General features: G+C 65.9%; 19 protein-coding genes. 15 read left to right on the forward strand and 4 right to left on the reverse strand.

Going from position 1 to position 19941, the window contains the following annotated elements; genetic code table 11:
* Genes ahbB (PQV96_RS01065) through PQV96_RS01085 form a run of 5 tightly spaced genes read left to right on the forward strand, consistent with a single transcriptional unit; the run spans window position 1 to window position 4898 of the window.
* The gene (ahbB, locus tag PQV96_RS01065) at window positions 1–1095 is read left to right on the forward strand and encodes a siroheme decarboxylase subunit beta (protein WP_273624292.1); all 1095 of its coding nucleotides are present in this window, start codon (window positions 1–3) and stop codon (window positions 1093–1095) included.
* On the forward strand, window positions 1082–1588 hold the full coding sequence (locus tag PQV96_RS01070) for an Lrp/AsnC family transcriptional regulator (RefSeq protein ID WP_273624293.1): 507 nt from the start codon (window positions 1082–1084) through the stop codon (window positions 1586–1588). The genes ahbB (PQV96_RS01065) and PQV96_RS01070 overlap by 14 nt, the downstream gene beginning before the upstream one ends.
* On the forward strand, window positions 1569–2051 hold the full coding sequence (gene ahbB / locus PQV96_RS01075; protein ID WP_273624295.1) for a siroheme decarboxylase subunit beta: 483 nt from the start codon (window positions 1569–1571) through the stop codon (window positions 2049–2051). Before PQV96_RS01070 ends, ahbB (PQV96_RS01075) begins: the two co-directional genes overlap by 20 nt.
* Window positions 2052–2053: 2 nt before the next feature.
* Window positions 2054–3277, forward strand: coding sequence for a heme d1 biosynthesis radical SAM protein NirJ (gene nirJ, locus PQV96_RS01080; protein ID WP_273624297.1), 1224 nt, complete (start codon window positions 2054–2056; stop codon window positions 3275–3277).
* Window positions 3267–4898, forward strand: coding sequence for a nitrite reductase (locus tag PQV96_RS01085; protein WP_273624299.1), 1632 nt, complete (start codon window positions 3267–3269; stop codon window positions 4896–4898). The genes nirJ and PQV96_RS01085 overlap by 11 nt, the downstream gene beginning before the upstream one ends.
* 28 nt (window positions 4899–4926) lie before the next feature.
* On the opposite strand, the gene PQV96_RS01090 is transcribed toward PQV96_RS01085, so the two are convergent.
* Window positions 4927–5838: a LysR substrate-binding domain-containing protein gene (locus tag PQV96_RS01090; RefSeq protein WP_273624301.1), complete on the reverse strand. Its 912-nt coding sequence runs from the start codon at window positions 5836–5838 to the stop codon at window positions 4927–4929.
* 200 nt (window positions 5839–6038) lie between these two features.
* Here PQV96_RS01090 and PQV96_RS01095 point away from each other — a divergent pair, with 200 nt between their 5' ends.
* From PQV96_RS01095 to PQV96_RS01140, 10 genes are all read left to right on the forward strand, one after another.
* Window positions 6039–6728 (forward strand): substrate-binding domain-containing protein, encoded by a 690-nt coding sequence (locus PQV96_RS01095; protein ID WP_273624302.1) that lies wholly within the window; start codon window positions 6039–6041, stop codon window positions 6726–6728.
* A 48-nt stretch (window positions 6729–6776) separates the two neighbouring features.
* Window positions 6777–7811: an amidohydrolase family protein gene (locus PQV96_RS01100; protein WP_273624304.1), complete on the forward strand. Its 1035-nt coding sequence runs from the start codon at window positions 6777–6779 to the stop codon at window positions 7809–7811.
* Between the two features lies 1 nt (window position 7812).
* Window positions 7813–8496, forward strand: a complete 684-nt coding sequence (ligK, locus tag PQV96_RS01105) for a 4-carboxy-4-hydroxy-2-oxoadipate aldolase/oxaloacetate decarboxylase (protein WP_273624305.1) — start codon at window positions 7813–7815, stop codon at window positions 8494–8496.
* Window positions 8497–8600: 104 nt separating this feature from the next.
* Window positions 8601–9599 (forward strand): Bug family tripartite tricarboxylate transporter substrate binding protein, encoded by a 999-nt coding sequence (locus tag PQV96_RS01110; protein ID WP_273624306.1) that lies wholly within the window; start codon window positions 8601–8603, stop codon window positions 9597–9599.
* A gap of 34 nt (window positions 9600–9633) precedes the next feature.
* Window positions 9634–10587: an amidohydrolase family protein gene (locus tag PQV96_RS01115; protein ID WP_273624307.1), complete on the forward strand. Its 954-nt coding sequence runs from the start codon at window positions 9634–9636 to the stop codon at window positions 10585–10587.
* Between the two features lies 1 nt (window position 10588).
* The gene (ligA, locus tag PQV96_RS01120) at window positions 10589–11032 is read left to right on the forward strand and encodes a protocatechuate 4,5-dioxygenase subunit alpha (RefSeq protein ID WP_066782689.1); all 444 of its coding nucleotides are present in this window, start codon (window positions 10589–10591) and stop codon (window positions 11030–11032) included.
* Window positions 11033–11037: 5 nt separating this feature from the next.
* Window positions 11038–11901 (forward strand): class III extradiol dioxygenase subunit beta, encoded by an 864-nt coding sequence (locus PQV96_RS01125; RefSeq protein WP_273624308.1) that lies wholly within the window; start codon window positions 11038–11040, stop codon window positions 11899–11901.
* Window positions 11902–11926: 25 nt separating this feature from the next.
* Window positions 11927–12874, forward strand: a complete 948-nt coding sequence (locus PQV96_RS01130) for a Gfo/Idh/MocA family oxidoreductase (RefSeq protein WP_273624309.1) — start codon at window positions 11927–11929, stop codon at window positions 12872–12874.
* A 78-nt stretch (window positions 12875–12952) separates the two neighbouring features.
* Window positions 12953–13975: an aldo/keto reductase gene (locus PQV96_RS01135; RefSeq protein ID WP_273624310.1), complete on the forward strand. Its 1023-nt coding sequence runs from the start codon at window positions 12953–12955 to the stop codon at window positions 13973–13975.
* Between the two features lie 364 nt (window positions 13976–14339).
* Window positions 14340–15458: a mechanosensitive ion channel family protein gene (locus tag PQV96_RS01140; RefSeq protein WP_207374230.1), complete on the forward strand. Its 1119-nt coding sequence runs from the start codon at window positions 14340–14342 to the stop codon at window positions 15456–15458.
* Window positions 15459–15471: 13 nt separating this feature from the next.
* Here the strand turns inward: PQV96_RS01140 and PQV96_RS01145 are convergent, their stop codons facing one another.
* From PQV96_RS01145 to tkt, 3 genes are all read right to left on the reverse strand, one after another.
* Window positions 15472–16584, reverse strand: coding sequence for a YihY/virulence factor BrkB family protein (locus PQV96_RS01145; protein WP_207374231.1), 1113 nt, complete (start codon window positions 16582–16584; stop codon window positions 15472–15474).
* Between the two features lie 171 nt (window positions 16585–16755).
* Window positions 16756–17757, reverse strand: coding sequence for a type I glyceraldehyde-3-phosphate dehydrogenase (gap, locus tag PQV96_RS01150; protein WP_273624312.1), 1002 nt, complete (start codon window positions 17755–17757; stop codon window positions 16756–16758).
* Between the two features lie 91 nt (window positions 17758–17848).
* Complete coding sequence (tkt, locus tag PQV96_RS01155) at window positions 17849–19930, reverse strand: transketolase (RefSeq protein WP_207374233.1); 2082 nt, start codon at window positions 19928–19930, stop codon at window positions 17849–17851.
* Between the last annotated feature and the right edge of the window lie 11 nt (window positions 19931–19941).

Genomic DNA, 19941 nt, shown 5'->3' on the forward strand with positions numbered 1-19941 from the left:
ATGCCAGCCGTGCCCGACCCCGCTGCGCCTGCCCTGGGCAGCACCGGTTTCCAACCCAGCCCCGCGCAGCGCCTGTCGCTGCTCAACGCGTGGCAGCGCGGCTTTCCGCTGTGCGACGAGCCCTTTGCCGTGGTGGGCGCGGCGCTGGATTTATCTGCCGCGCAGGTGCTGCAGGCCTACCGCCAGCTGGCGCGCGAAGGCGCGCTCAGCCGCATTGGGGCCGTGTTTGCGCCGGGTAGCGGTGGGGCGTCCATCCTCTCGGCCATGGCGGTGCCGCCCGAGCGGCTCGAAGCCGTGGCCGCCGTGGTGTCGGCGCACCCCGGCGTCAACCACAACTACGAACGCGAAAACGCCTACAACCTGTGGTTCGTGGTCACCGGCCCCAGCGCCGCGCAGGTGGAACGCACCATCGCCTGCCTGGAGGCGGACACCGGCCTCACGGCCCTGCGCCTCCCCATGCTGCAGCCCTACCGGATCGACCTGGCGTTTGACCTCTCTTGCGAGCTGACCACCGGCCCGCAGCACGCTGCCCAGGTGGGCCGCTGCGCCCTGCAGCCCCCACAGGTGGCGCCCCGCGCCCAGCTGGCCGATGCCGACTGGCCCCTGGCGGCCTTGGCCGAGGCAGGCCTGCCCCTGGTGGCCCAGCCCTATGCCCAGTGGGCGCAGGCCCTGGGCACCACCGCCGCGCAGGTGCAGGCCACCTTGCAGCAGTGGCTGCACACCGGGGTGCTCAGCCGCTTTGGCGTGGTGGTGCGCCACCACGAGCTGGGCTTTGCCGCCAATGCCATGACGGTGCTGGATGTGCCCGACGACGAAGTAGACGCCGCCGGCCGCGCCCTGGCCGCCCAGCCCGGCGTGACGCTGGCCTACCGCCGCGCCCGCGCGCCCGGCTGGCGCTACAACCTGTATTGCATGGTGCACGGCGCCCACCGGCAGGCGGTAGAGCAGGTGGTGGCCAGCGCCCTGGAGCGCAGCGGCCTGGCCCACCAGCCCCACGCCGTGCTGTTTTCGCGCCGCCGTTTCAAGCAGACGGGCGGCCGCCGGTTTGCCGCCGCAGCACCCACCGCGCAAGGAGTGGCCCATGCCCTGCCTTGAAGACCTGCGGCTCATGGCCTACCTGCACGGCGGCTTTCCGCTGGTGGACGAGCCCTACGCCGCCGTGGCCCAGGCGCTGGGCACCACCGAGCAGGACGTGCTGCAGCGGTTGCAGCGTTTGCTGGATGACGGTTACCTCACCCGCTTTGGCCCGCTGTTCCAGATCGAACGCGCAGGCGGGCAATTTGTGCTGGCGGCGCTGTCAGCCCCCGAGGCGCAGTTTGACGCCGTGACTGCACAGGTCAACGCCCTGCCCGAGGTGGCCCACAACTACCGGCGTGAACACGCGCTGAACATGTGGTTTGTGGTGGCCGCTGAGTCGCCCGCGCAGGCCACCCAGGTGCTGCAGCGCATTGAGAGCGCCACGGGCCTGAAAGTGCACGCCTTTCCGAAAGAGCGCGAATACCGCGTGGAGCTGCGCCTGCCGCTGCTGCCACCCGGCGAAACGCTGCCCCCACCGCTGGAGGTGCCCCATGGCGCTGGATGCGTTTGACCGCGCGCTGATCGCCGCCACCCAGGCTGGCCTGCCCCTGGTGCCCCGCCCGTATGACGCCGTGGGCGCCACCCTGGGCGTGAGCGGCGAGCGCGTGCGCCAGCGGCTGGCCGAACTGCTGCACACCGGCCTGGTGCGCCGCATTGGCGCGGTGCCCCACCACTACAAGCTGGGCTTTACCGCCAACGGCATGAGCGTGTGGGACGTGGCCGATGCCCAGGTGGATGCCCTGGCCCGCCAGGTGGCCCAGCTGCCCGGCGTGAGCCACTGCTACCTGCGCCCGCGCAGCCTGCCGGTGTGGCCCTACAACCTGTTCGCCATGCTGCACGGGCGCAGCCGCGACGAGGTGGCCGAACAGGCCGCCCAACTTGCCCAACTGCTGGGGCCGCACTGCCGCCAGCACGACATTCTGTATTCCAGTGCGGTGCTCAAAAAAACAGGCCTGCGCCTGAAGGAAGACTGACCATGTTTCGCATCAGCCAATACATGCGCGAGCTGGCAAAAGCCGAAGCCACGGGCCAATACCCCGTGGTGCGCGACCGCAAGGCCACCGGCCCGGTCGTGATCTGGAACCTGATCCGCCGCTGCAACCTCACCTGCAAACATTGCTACGCCCTGTCGGCCGACCACGACTACGCGGGCGAGCTGGGTACGCAAGAGGTTTATACGGTGATGGACGACCTGCGCGCTTTCGGCGTGCCGGTGCTCATCCTCTCGGGCGGCGAGCCCTTGATGCGCCCCGACCTGTTCGACATTGCCGCGCGCGCGCAGGGCATGGGCTTTTACATCGGCCTGTCTACCAACGGCACGCTGATTGACGAGCCCATGGCCGACCGCGTGACCGCTGCCGGTTTTGACTACGTGGGCATCAGCCTGGACGGCCTCAAGCCCACGCACGACAAATTCCGCCGGCTGGACGGCGCGTTTGACCGCAGCCTGGCCGCCGTGCGCTTCCTGGGCGCGCGGGGCGTGAAGGTGGGCCTGCGCTTCACCATGACGTCCATGAACGCGCACGACCTGCCCGCGCTGCTGGCGCTGATGCGCGAAGAGGGCGCGCAGAAGTTCTACTTCTCGCACCTCAACTACGCCGGGCGCGGCAATATCCACCGGGGCAAAGACGCGCACTTCACCGCCACCCGAGAGGCGCTGGACCTGCTGTTTGAACGCGCCTGGCAAGCCGCCCTGGACGGGCTGGACGAAGACTATGTGACTGGCAACAACGATGCCGATGGCGCCTACCTGCTGCAGTGGGTGCAGCGGCGCCTGCCCCGCTGGCACGCCGATCTGCGCGCGCGCCTGCAGGCCTGGGGCGGCAACTCCAGCGGCGTCAACGTGGCCAACATCGACAACCTGGGCCATGTGCACCCCGACACCATGTGGTGGCACCACGACCTGGGCAGCGTACGCGAGCGGCCGTTCTCGGCCATCTGGGCTGACACCAGCGACCCGCTCATGGCAGGCCTCAAGGCCCACCCCCGGCCGGTGGAAGGCCGCTGCGCGCAATGCCGCTACTTCAGCCTGTGCGGGGGCAACACCCGCGTGCGCGCCCAGCAGCTCACCGGCAACCCCTGGGCTTTCGACCCCGGCTGCTACCTGACGGACGAAGAAACCGGCACCGAGCACCTGGCCGTGGCCGAACCTGCGGCCCCGCACCCTGTGCACTTCATGGAGGTGAGCCATGCGCAGTAACCGCCTGACCCGCACCGTGCGCGTGCTGGCCCTGTGCGCTGCGGGCCTGCTGGCCGCTGCAGGCGCTGCGCTGGCGCAGACTTCTGCGCCCGCCACCGCCACCACCGCTGCGGTGCCCGACGCCCCGGCCCTGTACCAGCAGCACTGCGCCGCGTGCCACGCGCCCCAGCGCACCGGCGCCATGGGCCCGGCCCTGCTGCCCGAAAGCCTGGAGCGCGTGCGCCCCGCCGAGGTGCTGCGCGTGATTGGCCAGGGCCGCACCGCCACGCAAATGCCCGGCTTTGCTGGCACGCTGAGCGCCGCCGAAATCCAGGCCCTGGCGCAGTGGGTGCGCAGCCCGGTGCAACCCGCGCCCACCTGGGGCGATGAGGACATTCGCGCATCGCGCGTGGCCACCCCCGCACCGGCCAATGAGCCCGCCAAGCCCGTGTGGTCTGCCGACCCCATGAACCTGTTCCTGGTGGTGGAGGGGGGCGACCACCATGTCTCGCTGCTCGATGGCGACAAGTTTGAAGTCATCACCCGTTTTGCCAGCCGCTACGCCCTGCACGGTGGCCCCAAGTTCACGCCCGACGGGCGCTATGTGTTCTTTGGCTCGCGCGATGGCTGGATCACCAAGTACGACCTGTGGCGCCTGCGTGTCGTGGCCGAGGTGCGTGCGGGCCTGAACATGCGCAACGTGGCGGTGAGCGGCGATGGCCGCTGGGTGATGGCGGCCAACTACCTGCCGCGCAACGCCGTGCTGTTCGATGCCGACCTGAACCTGGTGCGCAACTACCCCGCCACCTCGCTCGATGGCAAGCAGGCCTCGCGCGTGTCGGCGGTGTACGACGCCGCGCCGCGCCGCAGCTTTGTGGTGGCCCTCAAGGACGTGCCTGAGCTGTGGGAGATTTCGTACGACCCGGCGGCCGAGCCCATCCATGACGGCTATGTGCACGACTACCGCATGGGCGAGTCGATTGCCAAGCCGGGCTTCCAGGGCGTGCGCCGCACCCCGCTGGAGGAGCCGCTGGACGACTTCTTCTTCGACCAGACCTACACCTACGTGCTGGGCGCCACGCGGCCCCGCCAGTCTGCCCAGACCGAAGGCGCCACCGCCCAGGTGGTGAACCTGAACATCCGCCGCAAGGTGGCCGACCTGCCCATTGCCGGCATGCCGCACCTGGGCTCGGGCATCACCTTTGCCTGGAACGGCACCACCGTGCTGGCCAGCCCCAACCTGCAGGGCAGCGCTATTGACGTGGTGGACATGAAGAGCTGGAAGCCCGTGCGCACCATCGCCACGCCCGGCCCCGGTTTCTTCATGCGCAGCCACGAAAACACGCCGTTTGCCTGGACCGATTCCATGATGAGCCCTACGGGCAAGGACACCCTCACCATCATCGACAAGCGCACGCTGGAGGTGGTGGCCAAGGTGCGCGAGCCGGGCAAGACACTGGCGCACATCGAGTTCACCAGGGACGGGCGCTACGCCCTGGCCAGCGTGTGGGAGATGGACGGCGCCGTGGTGGTGTTCGACGCGCAGACCTTCAAGGAAGTCAAGCGCCTGCCCATGAGCAAGCCCGTAGGCAAGTACAACGTGTGGAACAAGATCACGCGCAGCGAGGGCACCTCGCACTAGCCTCATTGGCGAGCGCTGCCGGGCGCACTCAGCGCGGCTGGAACACCGCCGCCGCCGTTCTGCGCACCAGATCGAGCGCGGCCTTTTGCACCTGGGTGGATGGCCGCTGCAAGCTGGTGGCCAGCGACAACGCAATGCGCAGCGGCGGCGTGCCAATGGCCTGCGCGGTGTAGGCCGAGGGGCGCGGCGAGTTCAGCAGGGCATTGCGCGACAGCACGGCGCAGCCCGCGCCATCGGCCACCAGGTCGAGGATGGCAGACACGCCATCAATCTCCAGCGCCACCTGCGGGGTGCAGCCAATCTGGGCCATTTCTGATTCCACATGCATTCGGATCGCATTCGGCCGGGTGGGGATGACCAGGGGCAGTTGGGCCACCTCGCTCAGTGCGATGGGGCCGGGCGGCGGGTCTTCCAGCAGGCCTGGCGGGCGGGCCCGCACCAGCACCAGGTCTTCGTCAAGCAGGTGCGCCACATCGGTCTCGCGCGAGGGCTGGGCGTTGTAGAGCACCACCAGGTCCAGGTGGCCGCTGTTCAGCCCGCCCAGAATGGCGCCCGACAAGCCTTCGCTGATGGACAGGCGCACCTCGGGCAGATCGTTGCGGAAGGCGCGGGTCAGCGGCACCGTCATCACACGCGCCACGCTGGTGGGCAGGCCAATGGCCACGCGCCCGGCCAGCGCACCGCGCACCCGGCCCAGCTCTTCCCGCGCCCGCTCCACCTGGTGGAGGATGCCGCGCCCATGTTCCAGCAGCAGCTTGCCCGCCTCGGTGGGAATGGCGCCGCGCCCATTGCGCACCAGCAGGTTCTGGCGCAGCTCTACCTCTAGCAAACGCACCTGGCGGCTCAGGGCGGGCTGGGCAATGTTCAGCACGACGGCAGCCCGGGTGAAGCTGCCCAGCTCTGCCACGCGCACGAAGTATTCGATTTGTTTCAAGTCCATGGGGCTCTCCCTGTAGGCTGCGGCGGGTCGGCAGCTATGGTTATTGGAATATCTGCCATTTGGCCATCACAGAATGGTATATCTGGTAGTGGCTTGGCACGCTGTCGCACGGGCCGCGCCATGACCACAATCAAGCCTTTTCACGGGCCAGGCAGGCGCCACAGCGCCTACCCCGGCCGCACCGCATCCACAGGAGACGCATGGCTACCCCCCTCCAAGGCATTTCGTCCATGGCCACCCGCCAGGTGCTGGCAGAGCTGGTGGCCGCCTATGCGCAGCAATCGGCCGACCCGGTGCACATCGAATCCGTAGGCGGGGTGGATGCCGCCCGGCGCGTGCAGGCGGGTGAGGCGTTTGACGTGGTCATCCTCGCCTCTGACGCCATCGACAAGCTCGCGGCCTCGGGCCATGTGCGGGCGGGCAGCAAGGTTGATCTGGTGCATTCCGGCGTGGCCGTGGCAGTGCGCGAAGGCGCCCCCGTGCCCGACCTGACCTCGGAAGACGCCGTACGTCGCGCGGTGCTGGCGGCCCGCAGCCTCAGCTATTCCACCGGCCCCAGCGGTGTGGCGCTGGCCCGGCTGTTCGAGCGCTGGGGCATTGCGCAAGAAATTGCGCCCCGCATTGTTCAGGCCCCACCGGGCGTACCCGTGGGCACGCTGGTGGCGTGCGGCGAGGTGGAGCTGGGCTTTCAGCAGCTGAGCGAATTGCTGCACGTGCCAGGCATCACGCTGGCCGGGCCGCTGCCAGAGCCCATCCAGATCACCACCACGTTCTCGGGCGCGGTGGCCACAGCCGCCGCCCAGCCCGCGGCCGCGCAGGCGCTGCTGGCGTTCATGGCGTCCCCGCAGGCGGCACCAGCCAAACGCCGCCAGGGCATGGAGCCCGCTTAGCCGCGCGCCGACCTGATATACCGATTCCAAGCATCCAAGGAGCCCTTCATGAGCCTCATCATCGACTGCCACGGCCACTACACCACGGCCCCCAAGGCGCTGGAGAACTGGCGCAATGCGCAGATTGCTGGCATCCAAGACCCCGCAGCCATGCCCAAAGTGGCGGACCTGAAGATCAGCGACGACGAGCTGCGCGAGTCCATCGAGACCAACCAGCTCAAGCTGATGAAAGAGCGCGGCAGCGACATCACGCTGTTCAGCCCGCGTGCCAGCTTCATGGCCCACCACATCGGTGACTTCAATGTCTCCAGCACCTGGGCGGCCATCTGCAACGAGCTGTGCTACCGCGTCTCCACGCTGTTCCCCGACCATTTCGTGCCCGTGGCCATGCTGCCGCAAAGCCCCGGTGTCGATCCGTCCACCTGCATTCCCGAGCTGGAAAAGTGCGTGAAGGAATATGGTGCCGTCGGCATCAACCTGAACCCGGACCCCTCGGGCGGCCACTGGACCAGCCCCCCGCTCACCGACAAGCACTGGTACCCCATCTACGAAAAGATGGTGGAGTACGACCTGCCCGCCATGATCCATGTGAGCACCAGCTGCAACGCGTGCTTCCACACCACCGGTGCGCACTACCTCAATGCCGACACCACGGCCTTCATGCAGCTCATCCAGGGCGATCTGTTCAAGGACTTCCCCACGCTCAAGTTCCTGATTCCGCACGGCGGCGGCGCGGTGCCCTACCACTGGGGCCGCTTCCGGGGCCTGGCGCAGGAGATGAAGAAGCCGCTGCTGCAAGAGCACTTGCTGAACAACGTGTTCTTTGACACCTGCGTGTATCACCAGCCGGGCATCGACCTGCTCAACACCGTGATCCCGGTGAAGAACGTGCTGTTTGCCAGCGAAATGATCGGCGCGGTGCGTGGCATCGACCCCACCACCGGCCACTACTACGACGACACCAAGCGCTACATCGAGGCCAGCACCATTCTGAGCGCCGAGGACAAGCACCAGATCTACGAAGCCAATACGCGCCGCGTGTTCTCGCGACTCGACATCCGCCTGAAGGCAAAGGGGCTCTGACATGTACGAACTAGGCGTTGTCTACCGCAACATCACCCGCGCCGACCGCGCAGCCGCCGATGGCCTGGCCGCCCTGGGCTCGGCCACCGTGCACGAGGCCATGGGCCGTGTGGGCCTGCTCAAGCCGTACATGCGCCCCATCCAGAGCGGCGTGCAGGTCAGCGGCACCGCCGTCACTGTGCTGCTGCACCCCGGCGACAACTGGATGATGCATGTGGTGGCCGAGCAGATCCAGCCCGGCGACATCGTGGTGGCAGCCGTCACGGCCGATTGCACCGATGGCTACTTTGGCGACCTGCTGGCCACGTCTTTCCAGGCGCGCGGCGCGCGGGCACTCATCATCGACGCGGGTGTGCGCGATGTGAAAACGCTGCAGGAGATGAACTTCCCTGTGTGGAGCAAGTGCATCTCCAGCAAGGGCTGCATCAAGGAAACCCTGGGCTCGGTGAACATTCCCGTGGTGTGCGCCGGCATGCTGGTCACGCCGGGCGATGTGATCGTGGCAGACGATGACGGCGTGGTCTGCGTGCCCGCTGCGCGGGCGGTACAGACACTGGAAGCCGCGCAAAAGCGCGAGAGCTTGGAGGGCGAAAAGCGCGCCAAGCTGGCCAGCGGCGTGCTGGGGCTGGACATGTACAAGATGCGCGAGCCACTGGAAAAGAAGGGCCTGCGCTACATCGACTGACCTGTCTGTCTGCAAGCAATTTCAAGTAAAAAAGGCCTGTAGCGCTTATGAATAAAGCGCAAGCAGCTATCAAATTAATAGTAATTACATGAAGGAGACATCCCGTGGCAACTTTCGCAAACCTGAACCGCCGCACCGCCGCCCTGGCTGTGGGCCTGGCCGCCACCCTGGGGCTGGCGCCCCAGTGGGCCGCCGCACAGCAGTTCCCCACCAAGCCTGTGCGCATCATCACCCCCTTCCCGGTGGGGGGCGGCCCCGATGGCGTGGCGCGCCTGGTGGCCGACAAGCTCTCCAAAACCTGGGGCCAGTCGGTGGTGGTGGAAAACCGCCCCGGTGGCAACGGCTTCATTGCAATCGATGCCTTCAAGCGCGGCGCCAAGGATGGGCATGACCTCATCGTGCTTGACAACGTGCACCTGGCAGCCTACCCCAGCCTGTTCAAGAAGCTGCCCTACGACACTGCCAAGGATTTCGACCCCCTGCTGCCGCTGTTCCGCACCTACTTCTTCTTCACCGTGGGCACCAACAGCCCCTACAAGACCGTGGCCGATGTGGTGGCCGATGCCAAGGCGCGCCCTGGCAAGCTCAACTACGGCTCGTGGTCGGTGGGCAACCCGGTGCACCTGGGCTCGGAGCTGTTCGAGAGTATGACCGGCACGCAGATGGAGCATGTGGTCTTCAAGGAGACCACGCAGCTCTACACCTCGGTCTCCACGGGCGACATCAACTTCGCGCTGGGCAGCGCCGCCACCGCGGGCCCGCTGTACCGCGCTGGCAAGCTGCGCCTGCTGGCCCTGGCCGCACCCCAGCGCTCGCCTGAGTTCCCCGACGTGCCCACCGTGGCCGAATCCGGTGGCCCCAAGGACTTTGCCGTGACCGGCTGGAACGCCATTGCCGTGCCGCCCGGCTTGCCCGCTGCCGTCACCGACAAGATCAAGCGCGACATCGAGCAGGCCCTGACCGGCCCTGACGTGGCCGAGAAGTTCAAGACCTTTGGCTACGAGTCCTTCCCCACCACACGTGCGCAGTTTGACCAGTTCGTCAAGGACGAAGCCAAGCGCTTTGGCGACGTGATCCGCCAGGCCAACGTCTCGCTGGACTGACCTGCGAGCCAGCAAGAATCCAAGGAGCACGCGAATGAGCGAATTCACCAGAGCGGAGGTCTTCACCCAAGCCGAAGGCTTCACCAAAACCCCCGGCTGGCTTGACTGGTACACCGGCCCTGCCAAGCCCCGCTTTCAGCTGCCCGCAGGCGCGGTGGATGCCCACTGCCATGTGTTCGGCCCCGGCGCGGAGTTTCCGTACGCGCCCGAGCGCAAGTACACCCCTTGCGATGCCAGCAAGCACGAGCTGTTTGCGCTGCGCGACCACCTGGGCTTTGCCCGCAACGTGATCGTGCAGGCCACTTGCCACGGCGCAGACAACCGCGCCATGGTGGATGCGTGCCTTGCCAGTGGCGGCAAGGCGCGGGGTGTGGCCACGGTCAAGCGCTCGGTCACCGATGAAGAACTGCAAACTCTGCACGCTGCGGGCGTGCGCGGTGTGCGCTTCAACTTCGTCAAGCGCCTGGTGGATTTCACGCCCAAGGACGAGCTGATGGAGATTGCAGGCCGCATCGCCCAGCTGGGCTGGCATGTGGTCATCTACTTTGAGGCGGTAGACCTGCCCGAGCTGTGGGACTTCTTCACCCGCCTGCCCACCACCGTGGTGGTGGACCACATGGGCCGCCCGGACGTGAGCAAGGGCGTGGACAGTGAAGAGTTCGCGCTGTTCCTCAAGTTCATGCGCGAGCACAAGAATGTGTGGAGCAAGGTGAGCTGCCCCGAGCGCCTCTCCGTGACGGGCCCCAAGGCCCTGAACGGCGAACAGGCCGCGTACCAGGACGTGGTGCCCTTTGCGCGCCGCGTGGTGCAGGAGTTTCCTGACCGCGTGCTGTGGGGCACCGACTGGCCGCACCCCAACCTCAAGGACCACATGCCTGACGATGGTTTGCTGGTGGACTTCATCCCGCACATTGCGCCCACGGCCGAGCTGCAGCAAAAGCTGCTGGTCACCAACCCCATGAAGCTCTACTGGCCCGAGGAGGTCTGAGATGGCACTCGACAAACCCTACCAGGACGTGCCTGGCACCATCATCTTTGACGCTGAGCAAAGCCGCAAAGGCTACTGGCTCAACCAGTTCTGCATGAGCCTGATGAAGGCCGAGAACCGCGAACGCTTCAAGGCCAACGAGCGCGCCTATCTGGACGAGTGGGCGATGACCGAAGAGCAGAAGCAGGCCGTGCTGGCCCGCGACCTGAACTGGTGCATGCGTACCGGCGGCAACATCTACTTTTTGGCCAAGATTGGCGCAACCGATGGAAAGAGCTTCCAGCAAATGGCGGGCTCCATGACCGGCATGACCGAAGAGGAATACCGCGCCATGATGATCGGCGGTGGCCGCAGTGCCAACGGCAACCGCTACATCGGCGAAGACGGCGATGCCCAGGCGCACCGCCAGCCGCAAGGCAAGGCCGGGCAGGCCCAGAAAGACTGAACACCATGGCACGCATCACCGCATCTGTTTACACATCGCACGTGCCCGCCATTGGCGCGGCCATGGACCTGGGCAAGACCCAGGAAGACTACTGGAAGCCGCTGTTCGCAGGCTACGACTTCTCCAGGCAATGGATGAAGGACCACAAGCCCGATGTCATCTTCCTCGTCTACAACGACCACGCCACGGCCTTCAGCCTGGATTTGATTCCCACCTTCGCCATCGGCACCGCCGCCGAGTACCAACCCGCCGACGAGGGCTGGGGCCCGCGCCCGGTGCCCAAGGTGGTCGGTCACCCCGAACTCGCCTCGCACATCGCGCAAAGCGTGATTCAGCAAGACTTTGACCTCACCATCGTCAACAAGATGGATGTGGACCACGGCCTGACGGTGCCGCTGTCGCTGATGTGCGGCGAGCAGCATCCGCAGACCGGTGCCTGGCCCTGCCCGGTGATTCCGTTTGCGGTGAACGTGGTGCAGTACCCCGTGCCCAGTGGCCGCCGCTGCTTCCAGCTGGGGCAGGCCATCCGCCGCGCGGTGGAGAGCTTTGACGAAGACCTGAACGTGCACATCTGGGGCACGGGGGGCATGAGCCACCAGTTGCAGGGCGCACGCGCCGGACTCATCAACCGCGAGTGGGACAACGCCTGGCTTGACCAGCTCATCAACGACCCTGCCGCTTGCTCGGAAGTGCCGCACATCGACTACGTGCGCGAAGCGGGCAGTGAAGGCATTGAGCTGGTGATGTGGCTCATCGCCCGCGGTGCCATGGCCGATGTGGCCGGTGGCCCCGCCCCCAAAGTGGCGCACCGCTTCTACCATGTGCCAGCGTCCAACACCGCCGTGGGCCACCTGATTCTTGAGAACTGAACCGAATCCCAAAGGACATCACCCCATGACCATCAAAGTCGCACTCGCAGGCGCGGGCGCCTTCGGCATCAAGCACCTGGACGGCATCCAAAACATTCCCGATGTGGAAGTCGTCTCCCTCATCAGCCGCGATCTGGCCAAGACCCAGGAAGTGGCCGACAAGTACGGTATTAAGCACGTCACCACCGATCTGGCCGACAGCCTGGCGATCAAGGAAGTGGACGCCGTGATTCTGTGCACGCCCACACAGATGCACGCCAGCCAGTCCATTGCCTGCCTGGAAGCGGGCAAGCATGTGCAGGTGGAAATCCCGCTGTGCGACATCCTGAGCGAAGGCCAGGCGGTGGTGAACCTGCAAAAGCAGACGGGCCTGGTGGCCATGTGCGGCCACACCCGCCGCTTCAACCCCAGCCACCAGTTCGTGCACCACAAGATCAAGGCGGGCGAGTTCAACATCCAGCAGATGGATGTGCAGACCTACTTCTTCCGCCGCACCAACATGAACGCGCTGGGCCAGCCCCGCAGCTGGACGGACCACCTGCTGTGGCACCACGCTGCCCACACGGTGGACCTTTTCGCCTACCAGGCGGGCAGCCCCATCGTCAAAGCCAACGCCATCCAGGGTCCTATCCACAAGGATCTGGGCATTGCCATGGACATGAGCATCCAGCTCAAGGCGGCGAACGGTGCCATCTGCACGCTGAGCTTGAGCTTCAACAACGACGGCCCGCTGGGCACCTTCTTCCGCTACATCGGCGACACCGCCACCTACATCGCCCGCTACGACGACCTGGTGAACGGCAAGGAAGAGAAGATCGACGTGAGCCAGGTGGATGTGTCGATGAACGGCATTGAGCTGCAAGACCGCGAGTTCTTCGCCGCCATCCGCGAAGGCCGCGAGCCCAACGCCAGCGTGGCGCAGGTGCTGCCTTGCTACCAGGTGTTGCATGATCTGGAGCAGCAACTGGTTTGATGCTGCTATTGATTCAGTAGCTGCTACCGCCCGTAGATCAAACGCTGCGGGCGTTTTTCATTAGATATCGGAGATGTGATGCAACAACGTGCTTTGGGCCCTTTCCAGGTCAGCGCCATTGGCCTGGGCTGCATGAACCTCTCGCACGCCTATGGCGCCCCGGTCAGCGCCGAGCAGGGCGAGCGTGTGCTGCTGGCCGCGCTGGATGCGGGCGTGACCTTGTTCGACACGGCGGCGCTGTACGGCTTTGGCGCCAACGAAACCCTGGTGGGCCGGGTGATGAAGCCGCACCGCCACTGCTTCACCCTGGCCAGCAAGTGCGGTATGCAGGGCGTGGATGTGAATGGCGACGGCAAGCTGGTGCGCGTGATTGACGGGCGCCCTGCCACGCTGCGCCAGACCTGCGAAGACAGCCTGCGCCGTCTGCAGACCGATGTGATCGACCTGTACTACCTGCACCGCTGGGACAAGAGCGTGCCGATTGAAGACAGCGTGGGCGCGCTGGCCGACCTGGTGCGCGCGGGCAAGATCCGCAGCATTGGCCTGTCGGAAGTGTCGGCCGCCACGCTGCGCCGCGCCCATGCCGTGCACCCCATTGCAGCCCTGCAAACCGAGTATTCGCTGTGGACGCGCAACCCCGAGATTGCGGTGCTCGACGCCTGCCGTGCACTGGGCGTGGCGTTTGTGGCCTTCAGCCCGGTGGGCAGGGGCTTTCTGTGTGGCGACCTCACCGATGTGGGCACGCTGGACGCCAAGGACATCCGCCGTGGCATGCCGCGCTTTGCGCCCGAGGCGTATGCAGCCAACCTGCAATTGCTGGCAGGCTACCGTGCCATCGCGGCCGAAGTGGGCTGCACCCCCGCGCAACTGGCGCTGGCCTGGTTGCTGCACAAGGGGCAGGACATCATCCCCATCCCGGGCACGACCAGTGTGGAGCATCTGCACGACGACCTGGGGGCTGTGCAGGTGCAGCTCGGCAGCGCTGTCATCGAGCGGCTGGAAGCGCTGATCAACGAGCGCACCGTGGTGGGCAACCGCTACAACCCGCAGAACGCCAGCGAAGTGGATACCGAGGCCTACGCGGAGCGCTCTGCCACTTAGAGCGGCTAACAAAACTCTTCTGGCGTCGTTGCCGCGTCTTGTCGTACTACGCGTACTGCCTGCGACGCGGCGCCTAGCCAGAACCGCTTCGCTGAGTTTTGTTAGCCGCTCTTAACACGGCATCCACTGGTGGTTGACGCCTCGCGGTGTGGCTGGACTTTGTCCCCCCCCTTGCCAGGGTGAAAAACCCAAGTCCAGCGCCGCCTGCGCCTTGGGTTGTGGGATATGTCCTACAAACATTTGCAAGCACTGCGGATGGTGTTGTGCGCGATGCGCGGTCATGCTGAAAGGCTGCCTGCCCTGGTGCACCACGTGGCTCCTGGGCTTGGCCTTTGCCAACGCTACACACAAGGAGAACCCCTGCATGCCACCATCCGCCTTTCTTTCCTGGGTTCAGGAGACCACTTTTGCGGGCGTGCCGCTGTGGAGCCTGCTGATCGCCGTGCTGGCGGGGGTGGCCACCTATCTGGGCATATTGCTGGCGCTGAGCCTGTTGACCGGCCGTGCCCGTGCGTGGGCAAGCCAGTCGCACAGCGGGGTGGCCCGTGCGATGGTGGATGTGCTGGAAGGCACCAGCCGCTTCTTGATGCTGGTGGCGGCCCTGCTGGTGGGCGCCAGTTTTCTCGATCTGCCCGGGCGCTGGGAAACCCGACTGAGCCAGCTGTGGTTTGTGGCCGTGGCGCTGCAGATGGGCTTGTGGGGCATGCGCGCCATCGGCATCGGAGTGCGGCACTACCTTGCGCAGCACGCTTCTTCGGGCATGACGCATGTGAGTGCCTCTGCCACGCTCATGTCGTGGGGGCTGCGCACCTTGCTGTGGAGCGTGGTGCTGCTGGCCATCCTGTCGAACCTGGGGGTGAACATCACGGCCTTCATTGCCAGCCTGGGGGTGGGCGGCATTGCGGTGGCCCTGGCGGTGCAGAACATCCTGGGGGATTTGTTTGCATCGCTGTCCATCGCGGTGGACAAGCCGTTCCAGGTGGGCGACTTTGTGGTGGTGGGCAACGTGGCGGGCACGGTGCAGATGATTGGCCTCAAGACCACCCGCATCCGCAGCCTGCAGGGCGAGGAGGTGGTGATGTCCAACACCGACCTGCTCAAGCAGACCATCAGCAACTATCGCCCCATGCAGCGCCGCCGCATCGTGTTCGGCTTTGGCGTGCCTTACGACACCCCCATCGAACAGGTCGAGGCCATCCCAGGCGTGGTGCAGCGGCTGGTAGAAGCCCAGCCGCAGCTGGAGTTCGACCGGGCGCACTTCAAGGCCTTTGGGCAAAGCGCGCTGGAGTTTGAGGTGGTCTACATCGTGAAGAACCCGGGCTTCAATCTGTATATGGACCTGCAGCAGACCCTGAACCTGGGCTTGATGCGGGAGCTGGCCGCCATGGGAGTGAAGTTTGCCTTGCCCGCCCGCACCGTGCATGTGGCCCAGATGCCTGCCGAGCCTCCCCACCCCCTGCGCGTGGCCCCTTTGCAGGCCTGATGGGTTGATGTTGCTAAGGGCGCGGCGCGCGACGCGTTTTGCGGCGATGCCAATGCCAGCGCACCTGCTGTGCCAGTACCAGCGCAGCCAGCGCCCACAATTGCGCACGCTGCTGGCCGGTGCGCTGCTCCAATATTTGCACTTGCGCCTGCAGCACGTCGCTGTGCGCTGCGGGCGAGGCAGCGCCCGCAGGTGTGGCGGGCAGCATGTCGGCGGTGATGTCTGAGCCTGCTGCCGCCACCAAAGCGCCGGTCTGCGTGGCGGCCACCGCACGCTTGCCCACTGCGCTGCCGCGCTCGTCGGCATACACCTTGGTGAACTCTGCCCCCAGCAAAAAGATCTGCGCGGCGTAGTACACCCAGGCCAGCACCACCACCAGCGAACCGGCTGCTGCATAGGTTTCGTTCACGCCGCTCTTGCCCAGGTAGTAGCCGATGGCGAATTTGCCCAGCTCGAACAGCACAGCCGTCACGGCAGCGCCCACCCACACGTCATGCCACTGCAGTGGCACCGAGGGCATGAACTTGAAAATCATCGCGAACAGCACGGTGGTGGCGCCTACCGCAATGAGGGTGTTCAGGGCTTGCAGCGTCACCTCCCAGGCCGGCCACAGGCCGCTGGCCCAGCCGCCCAGGGCCGCCACCCCCGCGCTGATGACCAGGGACACGATGAGCAGAAAGGCCAGCCCCAGGATCAGCCCGAACGACAGCACCCGCGCGCGCAGCACGGCCCATAGGCCCGAAGGCTTGGCCCGCTGCGGCACATGCCAGATGCGGTCGAGCGCGCTTTGCAATTCGGCAAACACGGTGGTGGCACCCACCAGCAGCACCACGCCACTGATCAGGCCCGCCACCAGGCCGCGCGTGGGCTCGCTGGCAGCCCGCACCAGCGCTTGCACGGCCACGGCAGCGTCCTGGCCGATGAGCCCTTGCAATTGCCCCACGATTTCGCCCTGGACCGCCTCGCGCCCAAACAGCGCGCCTGCCACGGCAATCACGATCACCAGCAGGGGTGCGATGGAAAACACGGTGTAGTACGCAATCGCCGCGCCCATGCTCGGGGCAAAGTCATCCATCCAGGCCATGACGGCTTTGCGGGCCAGGCGATAAAGGCGTTGTGGGTTCATGGGCGGCAAGAGAACAGAACTGACCCTATGCTGCCGTTGAACACACCTTGCGGCTGTAGGCGCGCGCACCGATGCTGCGTAGGTGGGCTGCGTGATGCATTCCTGCCAAGGTGACCTACCAAAGAGAAACGCGCCCCTCGGGGCGCGTTTCGCAGGTGGCTTGGGGGTGCCTTACTTGGCAGTCACCACGCGCACCATTTCCAGGCACTTGTTCGAGTAACCCCACTCGTTGTCGTACCAGCTCACGATCTTCACGAAGGTGCCGTCCAGCGCGATGCCGGCGTCAGCGTCGAAGATCGAAGTGCGGGTGTCGCCACGAAAGTCGGTGGCCACCACCTTGTCTTCGGTGTAGCCCAGCACGCCCTTCAGGGCGCCTTCGGACTGGGCCTTCATTTCGGCCTTGATCTCGTCGTAGGTGGCAGCCTTGTCCAGCTCCACCGTCAGGTCCACCACCGACACGTCAGAGGTGGGCACGCGGAAGGACATGCCGGTCAGCTTCTTGTTCAGCGCAGGAATCACCACGCCCACGGCCTTGGCAGCGCCAGTGCTCGAAGGGATGATGTTTTCCAGAATGCCGCGGCCGCCGCGCCAGTCCTTGTTCGAAGGGCCGTCCACGGTCTTTTGCGTGGCAGTGGCTGCGTGCACGGTGGTCATCAGGCCGCGCTTGATGCCCCACTTATCATGAAGTACCTTGGCCACGGGGGCCAGGCAGTTGGTGGTGCACGAGGCGTTGGAGACGATGGCTTGGCCAGCGTAGGTGTCGTGGTTCACGCCGAACACGAACATGGGCGTGTCGTCCTTGGAAGGAGCCGACAGGATGACCTTCTTGGCGCCTGCGTCGATGTGCTTCTGGGCTGAGGCCTTGTCCAGGAACAGGCCGGTGGATTCGATCACCACATCAGCGCCGACTTCGTTCCACTTCAGGTTGGCGGGGTCGCGCTCTTGTGTCAGGCGGATCTTCTTGCCGTTGACGATGAGGGTGTTGCCTTCCACGGCCACAGTGCCCTGGAAGCGGCCATGCACCGAGTCGTACTGCAGCATGTAAGCCAGGTAGTCGGGCTCCAGCAGGTCATTGATGCCAACGACTTCGATGTCGCTGAAGTTCTGGATGGCCGAGCGCAGCACGTTGCGGCCGATACGGCCGAAACCGTTGATACCAATCTTGATCGTCATAGCTTGTAGTCTCTCCAAGGTTGCAAAGTCGAAATCAGGAACCTGCCGCCACGCACCCGCTGGCAGCGGGGCACAGCGGGCAGGAGGGGTGTCAGCGGGCCTTCTTGGCGGGCTTCAGGCGTGCCGCGCCGATGGCGACCAGCACCGTGTCGGCCACGTTTTCTTCGGTGAAGCCGAAGTGCTTGAACAGCACAGGCGCGGGGGCCGATTCACCGTAGGTGTCGATGCCCACCACGGCGGCGCAGCCGTACTTCCACCAGCCGTCGGTCACGCCCATTTCCACGGCCACGCGGGGCACGCCAGCGGGCAGCACGCTGCTCTTGTACTTGGCGTCTTCGCGGTCAAACGTGGTGGTGCTGGGCATGGAGACCACGCGCACGGCGATCTTCTTGTCGGCCAGCAGGCGCTGCGCCTTCAGGGCCAGTTGCACTTCAGAGCCGGTGGCAATGATCACGGCCTGGGGCTTCTTCTTGATGCCCACGTCAGCGGGTTCGGAGAGCACATACGCGCCCCGGCTGATGTCGCCCAGCACGCGCTTGGGCGCTGCGGCCGAGAGGTGTTGCAGGTTCTGGCGCGACAGGGCCAGCGCCGTGGGCTTGGTGCGGTTGGACAGAGCCACGCTCCAGGCCACGGCGGTTTCCACCGTGTCGGCAGGGCGCCACACGTCCAGGTTGGGAATCAGGCGCAGGCTGGCCACATGCTCGATGGACTGGTGCGTGGGGCCGTCTTCGCCCAGGCCGATGGAGTCGTGCGTGAACACGTGGATCACGCGCTGCTTCATCAGCGCGGCCATGCGGATGGCGTTGCGGCTGTAGTCGCTGAAGGTCAGGAAGGTGCCGCCGTAGGGGATGAAGCCACCATGCAGCGCCACGCCGTTCATGATGGCGGCCATGCCGAACTCGCGCACGCCGTAATTGATGTGGCGGCCGCCAACACCAGCTTCGTTCTTGACCACGGCGCCCGCTGCGTCAAAGCGCAGGTTGGGCGTGCTCTTGGTGTTGGTGAGGTTGGAGCCGGTCAGGTCTGCCGAGCCGCCCAGCAGCTCGGGCAGAGCAGCGGTGAAGGCTTCCAGCGCCAGCTGGCTGGCCTTGCGGCTGGCCACGGTCTCGCCCTTGGTGTGGGCGGCCACCACGGTGTCCACGGCCACCTGGGCAAACTGGGCAGGCAGCTCGCCCTTCATGCGGCGGGTGAATTCGGCAGCCAGCTCGGGGAAAGCCTTGCTGTAGGCAGCAAAGCGGTCGTTCCAGGCGGCTTCGGCCTTCTGGCCGCTGGCCTTGGCGTCCCAGCCGGCGTACACGTCTTCAGGAATCACGAAGGGCTCGCTGGTCCAGCCCAGGGCTTCGCGGGTGAGCTTGATTTCTTCGGCGCCCAGGGGCTCGCCGTGGGCCTTGGCGGTGTTGGCGCGGTTGGGGCTGCCCTTGCCGATGTGGGTCTTGCAGATGATGAGCGAAGGACGCTCGGTCTGCTTCTTGGCTTCGGCAATGGCGTCTGCCACCTTGTCGGCGTCGTGGCCGTCAATGGGGCCAATCACGTTCCAGCCGGCAGACACAAAGCGCAGGGCGGTGTTGTCGGCAAACCATGGGGCCACCTGGCCGTCGATGGAGATGCCGTTGTCGTCATACAGGGCGATCAGCTTGTTCAGCTTCCAGGCGCCGGCCAGCGAAATCGCTTCCTGGCTGATGCCTTCCATCAGGCAACCGTCGCCCAGGAAGGCGTAGGTGTTGTGGTCAACGATGGCGTGGCCTTCGCGGTTGAACTCGGCGGCCAGCAGCTTCTCGGCCAGCGCAAAGCCCACGGCGTTGGTGATGCCCTGGCCCAGCGGGCCGGTGGTGGTTTCCACGCCGGGGGTGATGCCCACTTCAGGGTGGCCGGCGGTCTTGCTGTGCAGCTGGCGGAAGTTCTTCAGCTCGCTCATGGGCAGGTCGTAGCCCGTGAGGTGCAGCAGCGAATAGATCAGCATCGAACCGTGGCCGTTGCTCAGCACAAAACGGTCGCGGTCAAACCACTGGGGGTTGGTGGGGTTGTGCTTGAGGTGGCGAGCCCACAGGCCCACGGCCATGTCGGCCATGCCCATGGGGGCGCCGGGGTGGCCGGAGTTGGCTTGTTGAACGGCGTCCATGGCCAATGCGCGGATCGCATTGGCCATTTGTTGGGATTGCTGGGTGTTGGCCATGGGTTGTGGGG

The sequence above is a fragment of the Acidovorax temperans genome, assembly GCF_028596105.1.
GTDB lineage: Bacteria > Pseudomonadota > Gammaproteobacteria > Burkholderiales > Burkholderiaceae_C > Acidovorax > Acidovorax temperans.

Bases quoted from the DNA above. Each gene is read 5' to 3' on its own strand.
- PQV96_RS01085 (WP_273624299.1), top strand. From the start codon at position 3,267: ATGCGCAGTAACCGCCTGACCCGCACCGTGCGCGTGCTGGCCCTGTGC.
- ahbB (WP_273624292.1), top strand. From the start codon at position 1: ATGCCAGCCGTGCCCGACCCCGCTGCGCCTGCCCTGGGCAGCACCGGT.
- PQV96_RS01090 (WP_273624301.1), bottom strand. From the start codon at position 5,838: ATGGACTTGAAACAAATCGAATACTTCGTGCGCGTGGCAGAGCTGGGC.
- PQV96_RS01100 (WP_273624304.1), top strand. From the start codon at position 6,777: ATGAGCCTCATCATCGACTGCCACGGCCACTACACCACGGCCCCCAAG.
- ligK (WP_273624305.1), top strand. From the start codon at position 7,813: ATGTACGAACTAGGCGTTGTCTACCGCAACATCACCCGCGCCGACCGC.
- PQV96_RS01140 (WP_207374230.1), top strand. From the start codon at position 14,340: ATGCCACCATCCGCCTTTCTTTCCTGGGTTCAGGAGACCACTTTTGCG.
- ligA (WP_066782689.1), top strand. From the start codon at position 10,589: ATGGCACTCGACAAACCCTACCAGGACGTGCCTGGCACCATCATCTTT.
- PQV96_RS01115 (WP_273624307.1), top strand. From the start codon at position 9,634: ATGAGCGAATTCACCAGAGCGGAGGTCTTCACCCAAGCCGAAGGCTTC.
- PQV96_RS01135 (WP_273624310.1), top strand. From the start codon at position 12,953: ATGCAACAACGTGCTTTGGGCCCTTTCCAGGTCAGCGCCATTGGCCTG.
- tkt (WP_207374233.1), bottom strand. From the start codon at position 19,930: ATGGCCAACACCCAGCAATCCCAACAAATGGCCAATGCGATCCGCGCA.
- ahbB (WP_273624295.1), top strand. From the start codon at position 1,569: ATGGCGCTGGATGCGTTTGACCGCGCGCTGATCGCCGCCACCCAGGCT.
- PQV96_RS01130 (WP_273624309.1), top strand. From the start codon at position 11,927: ATGACCATCAAAGTCGCACTCGCAGGCGCGGGCGCCTTCGGCATCAAG.
- PQV96_RS01070 (WP_273624293.1), top strand. From the start codon at position 1,082: ATGCCCTGCCTTGAAGACCTGCGGCTCATGGCCTACCTGCACGGCGGC.
- nirJ (WP_273624297.1), top strand. From the start codon at position 2,054: ATGTTTCGCATCAGCCAATACATGCGCGAGCTGGCAAAAGCCGAAGCC.
- PQV96_RS01095 (WP_273624302.1), top strand. From the start codon at position 6,039: ATGGCTACCCCCCTCCAAGGCATTTCGTCCATGGCCACCCGCCAGGTG.
- PQV96_RS01125 (WP_273624308.1), top strand. From the start codon at position 11,038: ATGGCACGCATCACCGCATCTGTTTACACATCGCACGTGCCCGCCATT.
- gap (WP_273624312.1), bottom strand. From the start codon at position 17,757: ATGACGATCAAGATTGGTATCAACGGTTTCGGCCGTATCGGCCGCAAC.
- PQV96_RS01145 (WP_207374231.1), bottom strand. From the start codon at position 16,584: ATGAACCCACAACGCCTTTATCGCCTGGCCCGCAAAGCCGTCATGGCC.